The organism is Streptomyces sp. NPDC087906, from assembly GCF_055584925.1.
Genome location: NZ_JBVJLC010000001.1, coordinates 75,007 through 92,368 on the forward strand (window position 1 = coordinate 75,007; position 17,362 = coordinate 92,368).

Sequence of the window (17,362 nt, forward strand, 5' to 3'; positions counted from 1 at the left end):
CTCCTTTGGACTCGGCGGCCACGGTCGTTCCGTGGCAGGAGGGTCGTGATGCGTAGCAACGGTATCCGCCGCCACTGACAATCAGGCTCGGGATTCGAGGGATGATCGTTTACTGGCTCGGGCAGACACCGCCGCAGACCGTACAGAGTACCTGTCGGGCGGCCCCCGGTTGAAATCCGGTCGCTACTGGACGCAATCTGGACGCATCGGGGTAGGTATGGGTGTGTGCGGCGCTAAGGTGCGCCGTCGTTCGGCAACGCCAGGAGGTGCCTCATGGCACAGGCAATGCGATCGAATTCCGCAGGCTCCCTCTTCGCCACCGACGGCAAGGTGCATCCGCTCCAGGACACCCTGGTGGCGGTGACCCTGGTGCTGGGCGTGCTCGCCTTCACCACGGCCTGGTTCCACAGCCTGCATCTGCTGACGTCCATCGTCGGCGTCATCGGGATTCTGACCGGTGCGTACGGCCAGTACGTGTCCGTGACGACCCGCGAGAGGTTCCTGGTCATCCTGGGTCTGGGCGCCGCCGCCGTCGGGTCCTTCCTCGGTATGGCCCACGGCGGCTTCTTCCAGTAGCCCGTCACTGCCGCACGGCCAGTCTGGGCGCTCCAAGGGGGCAGTAGGCTTCGGCGCGAGAGCCGGAGCCCCTGTATCCATGGGGACACACCTGCCGAGGAGCGCCCCGCATGAGTCTGACCCTGAGGACCATCAGCCGAGAGCAGCATCTGGCGTACATCCAGAGCCTGCCCGCGGCGAGTCACTGCCAGGTCCCGGCATGGGCTGATGTCAAAACGGAATGGCGTTCCGAGAACCTTGGCTGGTTCGACCAGAACGGACAACTGGTGGGCACGGGCCTGGTCCTCTACCGCCAGCTCCCCAAGATCAAGCGCTATCTCGCGTACCTGCCCGAGGGCCCGGTGATCAACTGGTACTCCCCCCACCTGGGCGACTGGCTGCAGCCGATGCTGGCGCATCTGAAGCAGCAGGGCGCCTTCTCCGTGAAGATGGGCCCGCCCGTGGTGATCCGCCGCTGGGACGCCGGCGCGATCAAGTCGGGCATCCAGGACCCCGACGTGAAGCGACTGCGCGACGTCGAGGCGACGCACATCGAGCCCCGCGCCTTCGAGGTCTCGGAGCGGCTGCGGAAGATGGGCTGGCAGCAGGGGGAGGACGGCGGCGCCGGCTTCGGCGACGTCCAGCCGCGCTACGTCTTCCAGGTGCCGCTGGCCAACCGGTCGCTCGACGACGTGCTCAAGAGCTTCAACCAGCTCTGGCGGCGCAACATCAAGAAGGCCGAGAAGGCCGGCGTCGACGTCGTCCAGGGCGGCTTCGAGGACCTCGGCGAGTGGCAGCGGCTGTACGAGATCACGGCCGAGCGCGACCACTTCAGGCCGCGGCCCCTGTCGTACTTCCAGCGCATGTGGACGGTCCTGAACACCGAGGACCCCAACCGCATGCGGCTCTACTTCGCGCGGCACGAGGGTGAGAACGTCGCGGCTGCGACGATGCTGATCGTCGGCGGCCATGTCTGGTACTCGTACGGCGCGTCCGCCAACCACAAGCGCGAGGTCCGGCCGTCGAACGCGATGCAGTGGCGCATGCTGCGCGACGCCTACGCGATGGGTGCGACCGTCTACGACCTGCGCGGCATCTCCGACTCGCTGGACGAGACCGACCACCTCTTCGGTCTGATCCAGTTCAAGGTGGGTACCGGCGGCGAGGCCGTCGAGTACATCGGGGAGTGGGACTTCCCCCTCAACAAGCTGCTGCACAAGGCCCTGGACATCTACATGTCCAGGCGCTGATCCGTGGGAGTCTCCGGTTAACGCACGAAGAACCGCAAGTCCCGCAAGTCCCGCAAGTCCCGCAAGTCCCTTCATATTCTTCATATCCTTGATACACCGCAGCCACGAGAAAGGTTCCGGACCGGCATGGCGCTCTCCCTCTACGTCGACACCGCGCGCTGGCGGGCGCACCAGAAGTCGGTCATCGAGCAGTTCCCGGGGCTGGTCCCGGTCTGCAAGGGCAACGGCTACGGCTTCGGCCACGAGCGGCTCTCCGACGAGACGACCCGCTTCGAATCCGACATGCTCGCCGTCGGGACCATCTACGAGGCCGCCCGTATCAAGGACTGGTTCAGCGGCGACCTGCTGGTACTGACGCCGTTCCGGCGCGGCGAGGAACCGGTGCCGCTGCCCGACCGGGTCATCCGCTCCGTCTCCTCGGTGGACGGGGTGTTCGCCCTGGTGGGCGCCCGCGTCGTCATCGAGTGCATGTCCTCCATGAAGCGCCACGGCGTCAAGGAGGAGGAGCTGGGCCAGTTGCACGCCGCCATCGAGGACGTGCGCCTGGAGGGCTTCGCCCTGCACCTGCCGCTGGACCGTACGGACGGCTCCGACGCGGTGGAAGAGGTCATCGGGTGGATGGACCGGCTGCGCGCGGCGCGGCTGCCCCTGCACACGATGTTCGTGAGCCATCTGCGGGCCGAGGAGCTGGCCCGGCTGCAGCAGCAGTTCCCGCAGACGCGGTTCCGCGCGCGTATCGGCACCCGGCTGTGGCTGGGTGACGACGAGGCGACGGAGTACCGCGGCGCCGTCCTCGACGTCACGAAGGTGGTCAAGGGCGACCGGTTCGGCTACCGCCAGCAGAAGGCGGCTGCGGACGGCTGGCTCGTGGTGGTGGCGGGCGGCACGTCGCACGGCGTGGGTCTGGAGGCCCCGAAGGCCCTGCACGGTGTGATGCCCCGGGCGAAGGGTGTCGCGCGGGCGGGCCTGGCCACGGTCAACCGCAATCTGTCGCCGTTCGTGTGGGCGGGCAAGCAGCGCTGGTTCGCCGAGCCGCCGCACATGCAGGTGTCGATCCTGTTCGTGCCGTCCGACGCCGAGGAGCCCCGGGTGGGCGACGAGCTGGTGGCGCATCTGCGGCACACGACGACCCAGTTCGACCGGATCGTCGACCGCTGATCCGCGAGGACCTCAGACGGCCGCTCAGGCGGTCTCTCAGGCGTCCTCGGAGGGCCTTCCCCATTCGACCTCGGTCCACGGCCCGCTCCGGTAGTCCTCCTTCGGACCGGGGCGGGCGGCGTCGCCCAAGACGAACACGTCGGGCGCTCCGTCGAGTACGCCGCCGGACGGGTCGTCGGAGCCGTCGGTGCGTACGCCGTCCCGCTCCGGCAGCAGCGCGTCGCGTACCACCATCGCGCACAGGTAGAGCGTGCCGGCCAGATGGACGGCGATGGCGAGCTGGTAGCCCTCGGTGGGCAGTCCCTTGTGGGCGTCGCCGCTGCTGGTGTACGCGAGGTACATCCAGATGCCGAGGTAGTACATGACCTCGCACGCCTGCCAGATCAGGAAGTCGCGCCAGCGGGGCCTGGCCAGGGCCGCCAGGGGGACCAGCCACAGGACGTACTGCGGCGAGTAGACCTTGTTGGTGAGGATGAAGGCAGCGACGACCAGGAAGGCGAGCTGGGCGAAGCGCGGCCTGCGCGGTGCCATGAGGGCGAGCGCCCCGATGCCGGCGCAGGCCAGGACCATCAGCAGCGTCGCGTACGTGTTGACGGTGCCGACCTCGAAGCCGCTGCCGGTGCGCTGGGTGATGATCAGCCAGAAGGAGCCGAAGTCGACCTGGCGTTCCTGGCTGAAGACGTAGAACTTCTTCCACCCTTCGGGTGCCAGCAGCATCACCGGCAGGTTGACCACGAGCCAGGCGCCGGCCGCGCCGAGCACCGCGGCGCCGTACGCGCGGTACTTGCCGGCCCGCCAGCACAGCACGAGCAGCGGCCCCAGCAGCAGGACGGGGTAGAGCTTGGCCGCGGTGGCGAGCCCGATGAGGATGCCGAAGGCCAGGTTCCTGCCGCGTGACCACATGAGCATGGCCGCCGCTGTGAGGGCGACGGCCAGCAGGTCCCAGTTGATGGTGGCGGTGAGCACGAAGGCGGGCGCGAGCGCGACCAGGAGGGCGTCCCAGGGGCGGCGGCGGTGGGTGCGCGCGGTGCAGACGGCGATGACCGCCGCGCAGACCGTCAGCATGCCGGCGTTGACCAGCCAGTACACCTGCTCGCGGTGTATCAGCGTGCCGCCGCTCGGCGTGAGCCAGGAGGCGACCTGCATGAACAGTCCGGTGAGTACGGGGTACTCCAGGTAGTCCATGTCGCCGCTGAGCTGGTCGAAGTACGGAATCCGGCCGTCCGCGAAGCCGCGCCCGAGGTAGAGGTGCGGGATGTCGGAGTAGCAGGCGTGGGTGTACTGCGAGCTGGTGCCGCGGAACCACGCCCAGTCGTAGCAGGGCATCTTCTGCGCCAGGCCGAGCGCGAACATGCCGAGCGCCACCAGCGCGACGACGCGTACAGGGGTGAGCCGGCTGCCGCCGAGCCAGGCCCAGCGGCCGACCGGGCCGCCGATCAGTTCGCTGCCCGCAGCGGCGACGCTGTCACGCCGGGTGGGCGCTACGACCGATTGGTCTTGGTGCACGGTTGTCTCTTCTGCGCTCGGCATGCTGGACATCCTGCCGTACGCCGCTGTGCGCATGGCGAGGGCCGCCGCACCGAGGCGTACAAGGTCTGTACGCGCCCGGTGCGGCGGCCCTGGGAGGAACACGGCGCCGAGGGAGGAATGCGGCGCCGAGGGGCCTGTCAGCCGCCGGGGCCGCCGAAGAAGCCTCCGTCGTCCTCGCCGCCGCCGTCCGGATTCCCGGTGTTCTGGCCGCCGCCCTGGTCCGTACCGCCCTGGTCGCCACCAGGTGGTGTGGTCGTCGGGGTTCCCTCGCCGCCGTTCCCGCCGTTGCCGCCGTTGTCACCGCCCTGGTTCGCGCCGCCCTGGTCGGCGCAGCCGAAGAACTTGTCGCAGCTCGGGCTGGACGGCGGGGGCGACGACGACGTGGGAGGCGCCTGCGTCGTCTTCGAAGGGGTCTCCGACGGGGTCTCGGAAGGCGTCTCCGTGGGGGTGGGGGTCGGGCTGCTGGCACCGCCGCCGAACACGGCCGAGCCGATCGGTTCGGGCTTCGGGAAGGTGAGGGCCTCCTGCCCGTTCAGCGCGGCTTCCATGTAGTCGTGGAAGATCTCCGAGGGGAACGAGGCACCGTGGATCTTCTCCTGGTTGCCCGTGCCGTACATCTCCAGGAACTTGCGGTCCTTGGCCTTGGCGTCGTCGTCCAGCCGGTACATGGAGACGGCGGTCGAGAGCTGCGGGGTGTAGCCGACGAACCAGGCGGACTTGTTGCCGTCGGTCGTACCGGTCTTGCCGGCCACCTGGCGCCCCTTGAGCTGCGCGTTCGTACCGGTGCCCTTCTCGACCACGGTCCGCAGCACGTCGGTGACGTTGTCGGCGACCTGCGTCGAGAAGGCCCGCTTCGCCTTGTCCTCGTGCTTGTAGACGACCTTGCCGCCGTGCTGCACCTCGGTCACCGAATACGGGTCACGCTGTTCACCGTGGGAGGCGAAGGTGGAGTAGGCACCCGCCATGCGGATGGCGCTGGGGTCGGAGATGCCGATGGAGAAGGACGGCACGTTGCTGCCGGACAGGGACGACTTCAGCAGCCCGGCGTCGATGGCTGCCTGCCTGACCTGGGGGATGCCGATGTCCATGCCGAGCTGGACGAACGGGGAGTTGACCGATTCCCGCATGGCCTCACGCAGGCTGATCGGGCCGAGGTTGTCGCCTCCGTCGTTGGTCTGAAGCCACTCCTTGCCCTCCTCGTTGGTCCACACCGTGCCGTTGTAGTTCTTGATCTTCAGCTTGTTCTTGCCGCTGTAGCGGCTCTTGTCCGGCGAGACGAGGGTGCGTGAGTCCACGCCCTGGTTCTCACCGAGCTTGGGATCCCTGACACCGTCGGTCATCGCGGCGGCCAGCACGAACGGCTTGAAGGTCGAGCCGACCTGGGCACCGGTCTGGTCCGCGTTGTCGGTGAAGTGCTTGGTGGCGTCCTGGCCGCCGTAGATCGCGACGATCTTGCCCGTCTCGGGCTCGACCGAGGCGCCGCCGAACTCGACATGGGTGTCGGTCTTGGGGCGCTTCTTCGGGTCGATGTTCTCGTCGTAGACCTTGGTGACGGCCTTGGTCAGCTCCTGGACCTTCTTCTTCTCGAAGGTCGTGTGGATCTCGTAGCCGCCGTGGGTGAGGTCCTTCTCCGTGATGCCCTGGGTGTTGTTGTTGATGAAGTTCGCCTTGGCGAGGTCCACCAGATAGCCGGTCTGACCGCCGAGCTGGGCGTTCTTCTTCGGCGGGTCGGGCATCGGGAATTCCGGGTACTTGGCCCGTTCGGCGGCGCTGAGGTGCTTGTCCTTGACCATCTCGTCGAGGATCCACCCCCAGCGGTCCTTGGCGGCGGCGGTGTTCGCCTCGGGGGTCGCCGCCGGATCGATCTCGGTGGCGCCCGCCGGGTCGAAGTAGGTCGCGCCCTTGAGGAGCGTGGCCAGGAAGGCGCACTGGCTCGGGTTCAGGTTCTTGGCGTCGATGCCGTAGTACGTGCGGGCGGCGGCCTGGATGCCGTAGGCGCCGCGGCCGTAGTACGAGGTGTTCAGATAGCCCGCGAGGATGTCGGGCTTCTCCATGTCGGTGCCGACCTTGATCGAGATGAAGAGTTCCTTCATCTTGCGGCTGATCGTCTGGCTCTGGTCACCGAGGCGGGCGTTCTTCACGTACTGCTGGGTGATCGTCGAGCCACCCTGGGTCTGGCCGCCCTTGGCCATGTTGACGAAGGCGCGGGCGATACCCATCGGGTCGACGCCCGAGTCGTCCCAGAAGGTCTTGTTCTCGGCGGAGACGACCGCGTTCTGCATCGCCTTCGGGATCTGGTCGATCCCGATGACCTGCCGGTTGACCTCACCGCCGGTGGAGACCATCGGCGTGTTGTCGCTCCAGTAGTACACGTTGTTCTGCGCCTGCGAGGCGAGGCTGGGGTTCGGGACGCCGACCATGGCGTACGCGATGGTCCCCGCGGCCATGAGCGAGCCGACGAAGCCGATGGCCAGACCGCTGGTGAGCTTCCACGACGGCATCCAGCGGCGCCACCCGTACTTGTCGTGGCGCGGGTAGTCGATCAGCCGCTTCTTGGCAGGACCGCGGCTCCTGCCGGCGCCCGCCGATCGTCCTGGACCGGTCTCCTCCGCACGCCTGCGGCCGCCGCGCTGGGCACGCCGAGCCTCGGCCCGGCCGCCGTAGGGGCGGGCCTCCTCGTGCGGAACGGAGGCTGAGGCAGCCGGGTCGGCTCCTCGGGACGGGGCTGCGCGGCGGCCGGAAGGCTGCGGTGCTGCACGCCTGGCCGCGGCACGTCCGCCACTCTGTGGCTGCTGTGGCGGTTTACGACGGTGCTCGCTCATCGAACGACTACTCCTCGGGCAGGCGCGAACGCCTGGAAGCGGCAGTTGAGTTCCGGTCCCCCCGAACTGAATACGGATGAGGCGTCCTGGGCGCTCATCCGCCATGCGTCCGGTAAGCCGACGCCCATGGGCGTCATGCGGTCTCCGGTGGTCTGCATGCCGCACAGACTACGCACGGTCAAAACCCGCCCAGTACTGAAGTTCACCCCAAACCACGCAAGTTGCTCGCTGTGAATTGACGATGTGACGGCCTTCACCGTGTCCCCTCTTGTCGCAACTGCAACTTCGTTCTATCGTCCAGATGTATCGAGTCGATACATCAGCGCGGCATAAGTGTCCCGGACGACGAAGGAGGCGAGGGGTGAGCAGACGCTCTGGCATCCTTGAGTTCGCCGTCCTGGGTCTGCTGCGTGAATCCCCGATGCACGGCTATGAGCTGCGCAAACGGCTCAACACGTCACTGGGGATCTTCCGGGCGTTCAGCTACGGAACCCTATATCCGTGTCTCAAGACGCTGGTCGCCAGCGGCTGGTTGATCGAGGAACCGGGCAGTGCTCCGGAGGACGCGCTCGCCGCGTCACTCGCGGGGCGGCGAGCCAAGATCGTCTACCGATTGACGGCGGAAGGCAAGGAGCACTTCGAGGAACTGCTCTCGAGTGCCGGGCCCGACGCCTGGGAGGACGAGCACTTCGCCGCTCGTTTCGCCTTTTTCGGCCAGACGGAGCGTGAAGTACGGATGCGGGTGCTGGAAGGCCGCCGCAGCCGGCTGGAGGAGCGTCTGGAGAAGATGAGCGCCTCCCTGTCCCGGACGCGTGAGCGCCTGGACGACTACACGCTGGAGCTGCAGCGGCACGGCATGGAGTCCGTGGAACGCGAGGTCCGCTGGCTGAACGAGCTCATCGAGAGCGAGCGGTCAGGGCGCGATCAGCGACGATCCGACCCGGCCGGTGCCGCCGAGCACGAAGACACACCTGAGAACCGCACACCGGGAGAAACGGATGGCCTGCCCCGGGGCCGGGATGCCGCATCTGCCGGGGGTACGCCCCCGCGGCATCCCGGACCGGATCCGTCCGCCGACACCGCCAAGTGAGGCCAGCATTTCCGCCGGGCCTCAGCAGAAACACCGAGAACACACAGGGAGCAACAGGAATGGGTTCGGTTCGCGTAGCCATCGTCGGCGTGGGGAACTGCGCCTCCTCGCTGGTTCAAGGCGTCGAGTACTACAAGGACGCTGACCCGGCGGGCAAGGTGCCGGGTCTGATGCACGTCCAGTTCGGCGACTACCACGTGCGGGACGTCGAGTTCGTGGCCGCCTTCGACGTCGACGCGAAGAAGGTCGGTCTCGACCTCGCGGACGCCATCGGTGCGAGTGAGAACAACACCATCAAGATCTGCGACGTGCCTTCGACGGGCCTCACGGTCCAGCGCGGCCACACCCTCGACGGTCTGGGCAAGTACTACCGCGAGACCATCGAGGAGTCCGACGAGGCCCCGGTCGACATCGTCCAGACCCTCAAGGACCGCCAGGTCGACGTGCTGGTCTGCTACCTGCCGGTCGGTTCGGAGTCCGCTGCGAAGTACTACGCGCAGTGCGCCATCGACGCCAAGGTCGCCTTCGTCAACGCCCTCCCGGTCTTCATCGCCGGCACGAAGGAGTGGGCGGACAAGTTCACCGAGGCCGGTGTCCCGATCGTCGGCGACGACATCAAGTCCCAGGTCGGCGCGACGATCACGCACCGCGTCATGGCGAAGCTCTTCGAGGACCGGGGCGTCGTCCTGGAGCGCACGATGCAGCTCAACGTCGGCGGCAACATGGACTTCAAGAACATGCTGGAGCGCGAGCGCCTGGAGTCCAAGAAGATCTCCAAGACGCAGGCCGTCACCTCGCAGATCCGCGACCGCGACCTGGGCGCCGACAACGTCCACATCGGTCCCTCGGACTACGTGGCCTGGCTGGACGACCGCAAGTGGGCGTACGTCCGCCTTGAGGGCCGCGCGTTCGGCGACGTCCCGCTGAACCTGGAGTACAAGCTGGAGGTCTGGGACTCCCCGAACTCCGCCGGTGTCATCATCGACGCCGTGCGCGCTGCGAAGATCGCCAAGGACCGCGGTATCGGCGGCCCGATCCTCTCCGCTTCCTCGTACTTCATGAAGTCCCCGCCGGTCCAGTACTACGACGACGAGGCCCGCGAGAACGTCGAGAAGTTCATCCGCGGCGACGTCGAGCGCTGAACCACCGCTCCACAGCGTCCATGAGAAGGGTCCCCGGGCTGCCCGCCCGGGGACCCTTCTCGTACGCCCTCCACCGATGTGTGTGACGCTGATCCACATGCCCGTCGTAGGTGATCTGCGCGTACTCCTGCGCCTGCCCGACTTCCGCCGCCTGCTGGCGGTCCGGCTGCTGTCCCAGGCCGCCGACGGGGTCTTCCAGGTGGCGCTGGCCACGTACGTCGTCTTCTCCCCCGAGAAACAGACCTCGCCCGCCGCCATCGCCTCGGCCATGGCGGTCCTGCTGCTGCCGTACTCACTGATCGGCCCGTTCGCCGGAGTCCTGCTGGACCGCTGGCAGCGCCGGCAGGTGTTCCTCTACGGCAACCTCCTGCGGGCCGTCCTGGCCGGCTGTACGGCCGTGCTCGTCGTGGCCTCCGTGCCCGACTGGCTCTTCTACGTCTCCGCGCTGTCCGTGACCGCGGTCAACCGGTTCGTGCTCTCCGGACTCTCGGCCGCCCTGCCGCATGTGACCGGCGCCGAGCAGCTCGTCGTGGCCAACTCGCTCTCCCCGACCGCCGGTACGCTCGCCGCGACGCTGGGCGGCGGGCTCGCCTTCGTCTTCCGGCTGACGATCGCCGACACCGACGCCGGCGTCGTCCTGCTGGGCGCTGTCCTCTATCTCTGTGCGGCACTCGCCTCGCTCCTGATGGCCCGTGAACTGCTGGGCCCCGACCGGGCCCCTGACCGGCCGCGGCTGGCTGACGCACTCGCCTCCACCGTGCGCGGACTCACCGCAGGACTGCGCCATCTCGCCGAGCGGCGGGACGCCGCCCGCGCGCTGGCCGCGATGACGGTCCTGCGCTTCTGCTACGGAGCGCTGACCGTGACGGTGCTGATGCTGTGCCGCTACGCCTGGACGACGCGTGAGTCCGAGGGGCTGACCCTGCTCGGCGTCGCGCTGGCCGTCTCCGGGGCGGGCTTCTTCGTCGCTGCCGTCCTCACACCGTGGGCGACCGGGCGGCTCGGCCCGTACGGCTGGATGGTGGTGTGCGCCGGTTCGGCCGCCGTGCTCGTGCCGGTCCTGGGGCTGACCTTCGCGCCGGCGCCGGTGCTGGCCGCCGCGTTCGTTCTGGGTCTGGTCACCCAGGGCGCGAAGATCGCCACCGACACCGTGGTGCAGACGTCGGTCGATGACGCCTTCCGCGGCCGGGTGTTCTCGCTCTACGACGTGCTGTTCAATGTCGCCTTCGTCGGAGCGGCGGCCGTGGCCGCGCTGGTGCTGCCGTCGGACGGCCGCTCGGTGCCGCTGGTGGTGGCGGTCACCTTCCTCTACGCCGCGGTGGCGCTGTCGCTGCCGCGCGGCGCCAATGTTTCACGTGAAACATCGTCGGCCCCGATGCCCGACGGGGGTCATGTTTCACGTGAAACATGACCCCCGTCGAAGCTGGCGACTCCGCGCTGATGTTTCCGCTCAGCTCTGTGCCGCCCACCAGGTCTTGAGCGCCGCGACAGCCGCTTCGCGTTCCATCGGCCCGTTCTCCAGCCGCAGCTCCAGCAGGAACGTGTAGGCCTTGCCGATCACCGGACCAGGGCCGACCCTCAGGATCCCCATGATCTCGTTGCCGTCCAGATCGGGCCTGATGGAGTCCAGCTCCTCCTGCTCCTGCAACTGGGCGATGCGGTCCTCCAGGCCGTCGTAGGCGCGGGACAGCGCTGCCGCCTTGCGCTTGTTGCGCGTGGTGCAGTCCGAGCGGGTCAGCTTGTGCAGCCGCGTCAGCAGCGGGCCCGCGTCGCGTACGTAGCGCCGCACCGCCGAATCGGTCCACTCGCCCGTCCCGTAGCCGTGGAAGCGCAGATGCAGCTCCACCAGCCGGGAGACGTCCCGGACCATCTCGTTGGAGTACTTGAGCGCGGTCATCCGCTTCTTGGTGAGCTTGGCGCCGACCATCTCGTGGTGATGGAAGGAGACCCGGCCGTCCGACTCGAAACGCCGGGTCCTGGGCTTGCCGATGTCGTGGAGCAGCGCGGCCAGCCGCAGCACCAGGTCGGGGCCGTCCTCCTCCAGATCGATGGCCTGCTCCAGCACGGTCAGCGAGTGCTCGTACACGTCCTTGTGCCGGTGGTGCTCGTCGCTCTCCAGCCGCAGGGCCGGCAGCTCGGGCAGTACGCGGTCGGCGAGGCCGGTGTCGACGAGCAGGGCCAGGCCCTTGCGGGGCTGCGCGGAGAGCAGCAGCTTGTTCAGCTCGTCGCGGACCCGCTCGGCGGAGACGATCTCGATCCGATCGGACATCGCCGTCATCGCGGCGACGACGTCGGGGGCGACCTCGAAGTCGAGCTGCGCGGCGAAGCGGGCCGCCCTGAGCATGCGCAGCGGGTCGTCGGAGAACGACTCCTCCGGCGTGCCCGGCGTACGGAGGACCCGCGCGGAAAGGTCCTCAAGGCCGCCGTGCGGGTCGATGAACTCTTTCTGCGGCAGAGCGACGGCCATCGCGTTCACGGTGAAGTCGCGGCGTACCAGGTCCTGCTCGATGGAGTCGCCGTAGGACACCTCGGGCTTGCGCGACGTGCGGTCGTACGCCTCGGACCGGTACGTCGTCACCTCGATCTGGTAGCCGTCCTTCTGGCTGCCGACCGTGCCGAAGGCGATCCCGACCTCCCACACCGAGTCCGCCCACGGTCTGACGATCTTCAGCACATCGTCGGGCCGGGCGTCGGTCGTGAAGTCCAGGTCGTTGCCGAGCCGGCCGAGAAGGGCATCCCTGACCGATCCGCCGACCAGGGCGAGGCTGAATCCGGCTTCCTGGAACCTGCGGGCGAGGTCGTCGGCGACGGGGGACACCCGCAGCAGTTCACTGACCGCGCGGCGCTGCACCTGGCTCAGTGCACTGGGGCTGTCTTCGTTGGCTGTCGGCACAACAGAAAAGGGTACGTGCCGCGGCACTCGCCGATGGCCGCGTTTTCGCTACCGTCGGCCTCCGGTGCAAGGGTTTGCCGCGGTCCATGAGATTCTTCCGATCATGTGGAGCAGTCCCCAGCACTTCGCCACAGCGCACATCGTTACCATGCGTGGACGCACCAATCGACAACCAGCGGCAGCAGACGATGACGAGGGACGGGCGAGCGCGTGGCCGAGGCGGCAGACTCTCAGGGGACGGGCCACACCGGTGCCCGCCGACGGCTGCGACGTACAGCTTCCCTGATCGCGGGAGCGCCCCTGCTGGCCGGTCTGCTGGTCGGCGCGATGGGTCCCCAGGCGCACGCCGCGGACGCCAGGAGCACCACTGACGCCACAGGTGCGACGGGCGCGATGGGCGCGACGGAGAAGGCGAGCGGATCCAGCACGGTCGCTGTGTCGCTCGACACGCTGTCGCCCAGCGCCCCCGTGAAGGGCGACACCCTCACCGTCTCCGGCACGGTCACCAACAAGGGCAAGCGGGCCGTCACCGACGCCGAGGTCGATCTGCGGGTCGGACCGCGGCTGTCGGGCCGGACGGCGATCGACGACGCGGCGCAGCGCACGGGCGACGCGGCGATCGACGTCGCCCCGCTGGGCGGCAAGTACACCGTCAAGCTCGGCAAGCTCGCCTCCGGCGCCCCCCAGGCCTTCTCGCTGTCCGTGCCGGTCAGCCAGCTCGGTCTCGGCGAGGACGGCGTCTATCAGCTCGGTGTCTCGCTGTCCGGGCAGACCTCCGCCGTGCCGTACGACACGGTGCTGGGCATCGAGCGCACGTTCCTGCCCTGGCAGCCGGAGACCACGGAGAAGAAGACCCAGCTCACCACCCTGTGGCCGCTGATCGCTTCGACGCCGCTCTCCGCGCAGACCGGCTCGGACGAACAGCAGACGGCGGTCTTCGACAACGACGATCTCGCCGCCGAGCTGGCGCCGGGCGGCCGGCTCCAAGAGATGGTCTCCCTCGGCAACCAGCTTCCGGTGACCTGGGTCATCGACCCCGATCTGCTCGCGACCGTCGACTCGATGACCCGCAACTACCGGGTCAGGAGCGGCAGCACCACGGTCGCGGGCAAGAACCAGACCGTGGCCAACCAGTGGCTCGACGCGCTGGAGAAGGCGGTGCAGGGCCACAAGGTCGTCGCACTGCCGTTCGCCGACCCCGACCTGGCGTCGCTGGCCCACCGCGGCAAGAACGTCTCGGGCACCCTCAGCCATCTCCAGCCGGCCACGGAGGTGGCGGCGGCCACCGTGGACACGATCCTGCATGTGACGCCGTCCACCGACTTCGCCTGGCCGGTGGACGGCGCGATCGATCCCTCGATCGTCGACGTCGCCACCTCGGCCGGTGCGCACAAGGTGATCACCCGGGGCGACAGCCTTGAGGACAACCTGCCGTACACGCCGTCGGCCGCGCGGCCGATCGGCGGGGGCACGACGGCGGTCGTCGCCGACACCCGGCTGTCGACGGCGTTCGAGGGCAGGATGACGAGCGCGAACAGCTCCACGCTCGCCGTGCAGAAGTTCCTCGCCCAGACGCTCGCCCTGACACTCCAGCAGCCGGAGAAGCAGCGCAGCGTCGTCATCGCCCCGCAGCGCATGCCGAGCGTCCCCCAGGCGGAGGCGCTGGCGAGCGCGCTGCGCGGGCTCGACCCCGAGCGCTGGACCCAGCCCTCCGACCTGGTGGCCGCCGCGGCGGCCACTCCGGACACCGAGGCCAACACCAAGGTGCCCGGCGCTTCCCGGTACCCGAAGAAGCTGGGCAGGCAGGAACTGCCGACCGAGGCGTTCCAGAAGCTCAAGGCCACCCAGGACCAGCTCGCCAAGTTCAAGGACATCCTCAGCTCGCCCGACCGGGTCGAGGCGCCGTTCGCCAACGCCATGCACCGGGCGATGTCGACGTCCTGGCGCGGCAACCCGAGCGGGGCCGAGCAGTACCGTGACGCGACGCAGAGCTATCTGCAGGGCCTGACCAGCGAGGTCCGGCTCATTCAGAAGTCCGTCCTGACCCTCTCGGGGCGCAGCGCGACGATCCCGGTGACCGTCCAGAACCAGCTCCTGCAGGACGTCCAGCATCTGGTGCTGCGGCTCAGTTCGGCGCAGCCGACCCGACTGAAGGTCGACGGTGACCACGCCGTCGCCGAACAGCCGATCACAGTCGAGGGCGGACACAGCCAGTCGGTGAAGTTCACCGGCGCCGGCAACGCCAACGGGCCCGTCCAGGTCACCGCCCAGCTCTACACGGAGGACGGCAGGCCGTACGGCAATGCCATGAAGTTCCAGGTCAAGGTCTCCGAGATCACGCCTACCGTGATGCTGGTCATCGCCGGCGGTGTGCTGCTCCTCGTCCTCGCGGGCGTCAAGATGTACAGCCAGCGCAAGCGCGCGGCAGCCCGCAAGGCCGCCGCGGGGCAGGACGCGGGGCCGGACGACGGCGGTGACGGCGAGGAAGCGGAACCCGGGCAGCCGAGTGACCCGGCAGGGGACACCGGACCGGAAAGCGCGGCACCGTCAGGCACGGGTGAGAAAGTGGACCGTTGAGCGATGTCGTGGCCGGTCGGCCGGGGACGATGAGGTGGGGTAACCATGAACGCGCCGTACGACGGTGAACGCGGACAGGGCGCGGGTGGCGATCCGGCAGGGCAGGGCGCGCCTTCGCCGCCCGCCCAGGATCCCTACGCCCCCCAGGACCCGCGGGTGCGGGATCCCCGCGTCCAGGACCCCTACGTCCAGGATCAGTATGCCCAGGACCCGTACGTCCAGGGTGCGTACCAGGAGGATCCCTACTGGACGCAGGAGCTGGCCGCACAGGACCCGGTGAACGAGGCGATGTACGACCGCGCAGCGCACCCTCCGCCGCCGGCGCCCACGTATCAGGACCCGCAGCAGCTCTACCAGCAGCCGCCGGCCCAGCAGTACGCCCCCGATCCGCGGATCTGGGCGCAGCCGCCGCCGCCCGAACCGGCGGGGCCCTCGCGCCATCTGCCGTACGGGGACGATCCGCAGACCACCCAGTTCATGGGCGTCGACGAACTCGTCTCCCGGGCGGGCGACGAGGCACCGCAGCAGGACGCCTTCGCTCATCTCTACCGCGACCAGCAGGGCCTGGGGCAGCAGCCACCCGCAGTGCCCGAGCCGGAACCGGCTCCCGTACCGGTGGCGGCGCCGCCGGCCGCCCGTTCGGGCGGCCGGGCGTCGGGTCTGCTGAAGTCGAGCGCCGTCATGGCCGCCGGCACCCTGGTGTCGCGGCTGACGGGGTTCGTCCGCAGCCTGGTGATCACCGCGGCGCTCGGTGCCGCGCTGCTCGGTGACAGCTTCACCGTGGCGTACACCCTGCCGACGATGATCTACATCCTCACCGTCGGCGGCGGGCTCAACTCCGTCTTCGTTCCGCAGCTCGTGCGGTCCATGAAGGAGGACGACGACGGCGGTGAGGCGTACGCCAACCGGCTGCTGACGCTGGTGATGGTGGCGCTCGGTGCTGTCGTCGTCATCGTCGTGCTCGGCGCTCCCGTGCTGATCCGGCTGATGTCCGACACGATCGCCGGAGACCCGACCGCCAACAACGTCGCCGTCACCTTCGCCCGGTACTGCCTGCCGACCATCTTCTTCATGGGCATCCATGTGGTGATGGGTCAGATCCTCAACGCGCGCGGGAAGTTCGGCGCGATGATGTGGACGCCGGTCCTGAACAACATCGTCATGATCGCCACGTTCGGTCTGTTCATCTGGGTCTACGGCACCGCCGCCGACTCGAACATGAGCGTGCGGACCATCCCGCCGGACGGTGTGCGGCTGCTGGGTGTCGGCACCCTCCTGGGGCTCACCGTGCAGGCGCTGGCGATGATCCCGTATCTGCGGGAGGCCGGTTTCCGGTTCCGCCCGCGGTTCGACTGGAAGGGCCACGGCCTCGGCAAGACGGTCAAGCTGGCCAAGTGGACGGTCCTGTTCGTGCTCGCCAACCAGGTCGGCGTGCTGATCGTCACCCAGCTCGCCACCGCGGCCGGCAAGGCGTCGGGCAAGGACGGCACCGGCATCCTGGCCTACAGCAACGCCCAGCTCATCTGGGGCATGCCGCAGGCCATAATCACGGTGTCGGTCATGGCCGCGCTGCTCCCCCGTATCTCCCGCTCGGCGGCCGACGGCGACCCCGGCGCCGTGCGCGACGACATCTCGCAGGGGCTGCGCAACTCCGCCGTCGCCATCGTCCCCATCGCGTTCGCGTTCCTCGCGCTCGGTGTCCCGATGTCCACGCTGCTCTTCTCGTCCAGCGGCCTGGAGTCGGCGCGGTCCATGGGCTTCATCCTGATGGCGTTCGGCCTCGGACTGATCCCGTACTCCGTGCAGTACGTCGTGCTGCGCGGCTTCTACGCCTACGAGGACACCCGGACGCCGTTCTACAACACGGTCATCGTCGCTGCGGTCAACGCGGCCGCCTCGGCGATCAGTTACGTCGTACTGCCGGCCCGCTGGGCGGTCGTGGGGATGGCCGCCTCGTACGGCCTCGCCTACGCGGTCGGCGTCGGTGTCGCCTGGCGCAGGCTCGGCAAGCGCCTCGGCGGCGACCTCGACGGTCCTCGCGTCATGCGGACGTACGCCCGGCTCTGCCTGGCGTCCATCCCGGCGGCTCTCGCGGCTGGTGCCATTGGCTACGCCGTCCTCGGCGGCATCGGCGAAGGCGCCCTGGGCTCCCTCGTCGCGCTCGTCCTCGGCGGGGTCGTCCTGCTGGGGGTCTTCTTCCTCGCGGCGAAAAAAATGCGTATCGAGGAGATGAACTCCTTGGTCGGCATGGTGCGCGGGCGCCTGGGACGCTAGCGGGGCACGGCCGAGCACAACCATCGTCGGCCCCTGTGTGTCGTGCATAACGTTGGACTGTGGGCACAATT

Annotated in this window: 11 protein-coding genes; 8 read left to right on the plus strand and 3 right to left on the minus strand. The window is 68.7% G+C overall.

Annotated features, from left to right (window positions below):
• Positions 1-273: 273 nt before the first annotated feature.
• From ACZ63I_RS00335 to ACZ63I_RS00345, 3 genes are all read left to right on the plus strand, one after another.
• Positions 274-576, plus strand: a complete 303-nt coding sequence (locus ACZ63I_RS00335; protein ID WP_469333879.1) for a hypothetical protein — start codon at positions 274-276, stop codon at positions 574-576.
• Between the two features lie 110 nt (positions 577-686).
• Complete coding sequence (locus ACZ63I_RS00340) at positions 687-1,805, plus strand: lipid II:glycine glycyltransferase FemX (protein WP_469333881.1); 1,119 nt, start codon at positions 687-689, stop codon at positions 1,803-1,805.
• 126 nt (positions 1,806-1,931) lie between these two features.
• Complete coding sequence (locus tag ACZ63I_RS00345; RefSeq protein WP_469333883.1) at positions 1,932-2,963, plus strand: alanine racemase; 1,032 nt, start codon at positions 1,932-1,934, stop codon at positions 2,961-2,963.
• A 36-nt stretch (positions 2,964-2,999) separates the two neighbouring features.
• On the opposite strand, the gene ACZ63I_RS00350 is transcribed toward ACZ63I_RS00345, so the two are convergent.
• Together ACZ63I_RS00350 and ACZ63I_RS00355 are read right to left on the minus strand one after the other, a co-directional pair.
• Positions 3,000-4,493, minus strand: a complete 1,494-nt coding sequence (locus tag ACZ63I_RS00350; RefSeq protein ID WP_469333884.1) for a glycosyltransferase family 87 protein — start codon at positions 4,491-4,493, stop codon at positions 3,000-3,002.
• A 137-nt stretch (positions 4,494-4,630) separates the two neighbouring features.
• On the minus strand, positions 4,631-7,315 hold the full coding sequence (locus ACZ63I_RS00355) for a transglycosylase domain-containing protein (protein ID WP_469333886.1): 2,685 nt from the start codon (positions 7,313-7,315) through the stop codon (positions 4,631-4,633).
• 361 nt (positions 7,316-7,676) lie between these two features.
• Here ACZ63I_RS00355 and ACZ63I_RS00360 point away from each other — a divergent pair, with 361 nt between their 5' ends.
• The 3 genes from ACZ63I_RS00360 (at position 7,677) to ACZ63I_RS00370 (ending at position 10,958) form a co-directional block, all read left to right on the plus strand.
• Positions 7,677-8,405 carry a PadR family transcriptional regulator gene (locus tag ACZ63I_RS00360; RefSeq protein ID WP_469333888.1) on the plus strand — a complete coding sequence of 243 codons (729 nt, stop codon included), beginning with the start codon at positions 7,677-7,679 and terminating at the stop codon, positions 8,403-8,405.
• A 59-nt stretch (positions 8,406-8,464) separates the two neighbouring features.
• Complete coding sequence (locus tag ACZ63I_RS00365) at positions 8,465-9,547, plus strand: inositol-3-phosphate synthase (RefSeq protein WP_041987354.1); 1,083 nt, start codon at positions 8,465-8,467, stop codon at positions 9,545-9,547.
• 97 nt (positions 9,548-9,644) lie between these two features.
• Positions 9,645-10,958: an MFS transporter gene (locus tag ACZ63I_RS00370; RefSeq protein WP_469333890.1), complete on the plus strand. Its 1,314-nt coding sequence runs from the start codon at positions 9,645-9,647 to the stop codon at positions 10,956-10,958.
• 39 nt (positions 10,959-10,997) lie between these two features.
• On the opposite strand, the gene ACZ63I_RS00375 is transcribed toward ACZ63I_RS00370, so the two are convergent.
• Complete coding sequence (locus ACZ63I_RS00375) at positions 10,998-12,440, minus strand: CCA tRNA nucleotidyltransferase (protein ID WP_469333892.1); 1,443 nt, start codon at positions 12,438-12,440, stop codon at positions 10,998-11,000.
• A 210-nt stretch (positions 12,441-12,650) separates the two neighbouring features.
• Here ACZ63I_RS00375 and ACZ63I_RS00380 point away from each other — a divergent pair, with 210 nt between their 5' ends.
• The gene (locus ACZ63I_RS00380) at positions 12,651-15,017 is read left to right on the plus strand and encodes a DUF6049 family protein (RefSeq protein WP_469333894.1); all 2,367 of its coding nucleotides are present in this window, start codon (positions 12,651-12,653) and stop codon (positions 15,015-15,017) included.
• Between the two features lie 45 nt (positions 15,018-15,062).
• Complete coding sequence (gene murJ / locus ACZ63I_RS00385; protein WP_469333896.1) at positions 15,063-17,291, plus strand: murein biosynthesis integral membrane protein MurJ; 2,229 nt, start codon at positions 15,063-15,065, stop codon at positions 17,289-17,291.
• The last annotated feature ends 71 nt before the right edge of the window (positions 17,292-17,362 follow it).

Excerpts from the sequence above, each read along its gene's own strand:
- ACZ63I_RS00335 (WP_469333879.1), top strand. The coding sequence starts at position 274 with ATGGCACAGGCAATGCGATCGAATTCCGCAGGCTCCCTCTTCGCCACC.
- ACZ63I_RS00340 (WP_469333881.1), top strand. The coding sequence starts at position 687 with ATGAGTCTGACCCTGAGGACCATCAGCCGAGAGCAGCATCTGGCGTAC.
- ACZ63I_RS00345 (WP_469333883.1), top strand. The coding sequence starts at position 1,932 with ATGGCGCTCTCCCTCTACGTCGACACCGCGCGCTGGCGGGCGCACCAG.
- ACZ63I_RS00350 (WP_469333884.1), bottom strand. The coding sequence starts at position 4,493 with ATGCCGAGCGCAGAAGAGACAACCGTGCACCAAGACCAATCGGTCGTA.
- ACZ63I_RS00355 (WP_469333886.1), bottom strand. The coding sequence starts at position 7,315 with ATGAGCGAGCACCGTCGTAAACCGCCACAGCAGCCACAGAGTGGCGGA.
- ACZ63I_RS00365 (WP_041987354.1), top strand. The coding sequence starts at position 8,465 with ATGGGTTCGGTTCGCGTAGCCATCGTCGGCGTGGGGAACTGCGCCTCC.
- ACZ63I_RS00370 (WP_469333890.1), top strand. The coding sequence starts at position 9,645 with ATGCCCGTCGTAGGTGATCTGCGCGTACTCCTGCGCCTGCCCGACTTC.
- murJ (WP_469333896.1), top strand. The coding sequence starts at position 15,063 with ATGAACGCGCCGTACGACGGTGAACGCGGACAGGGCGCGGGTGGCGAT.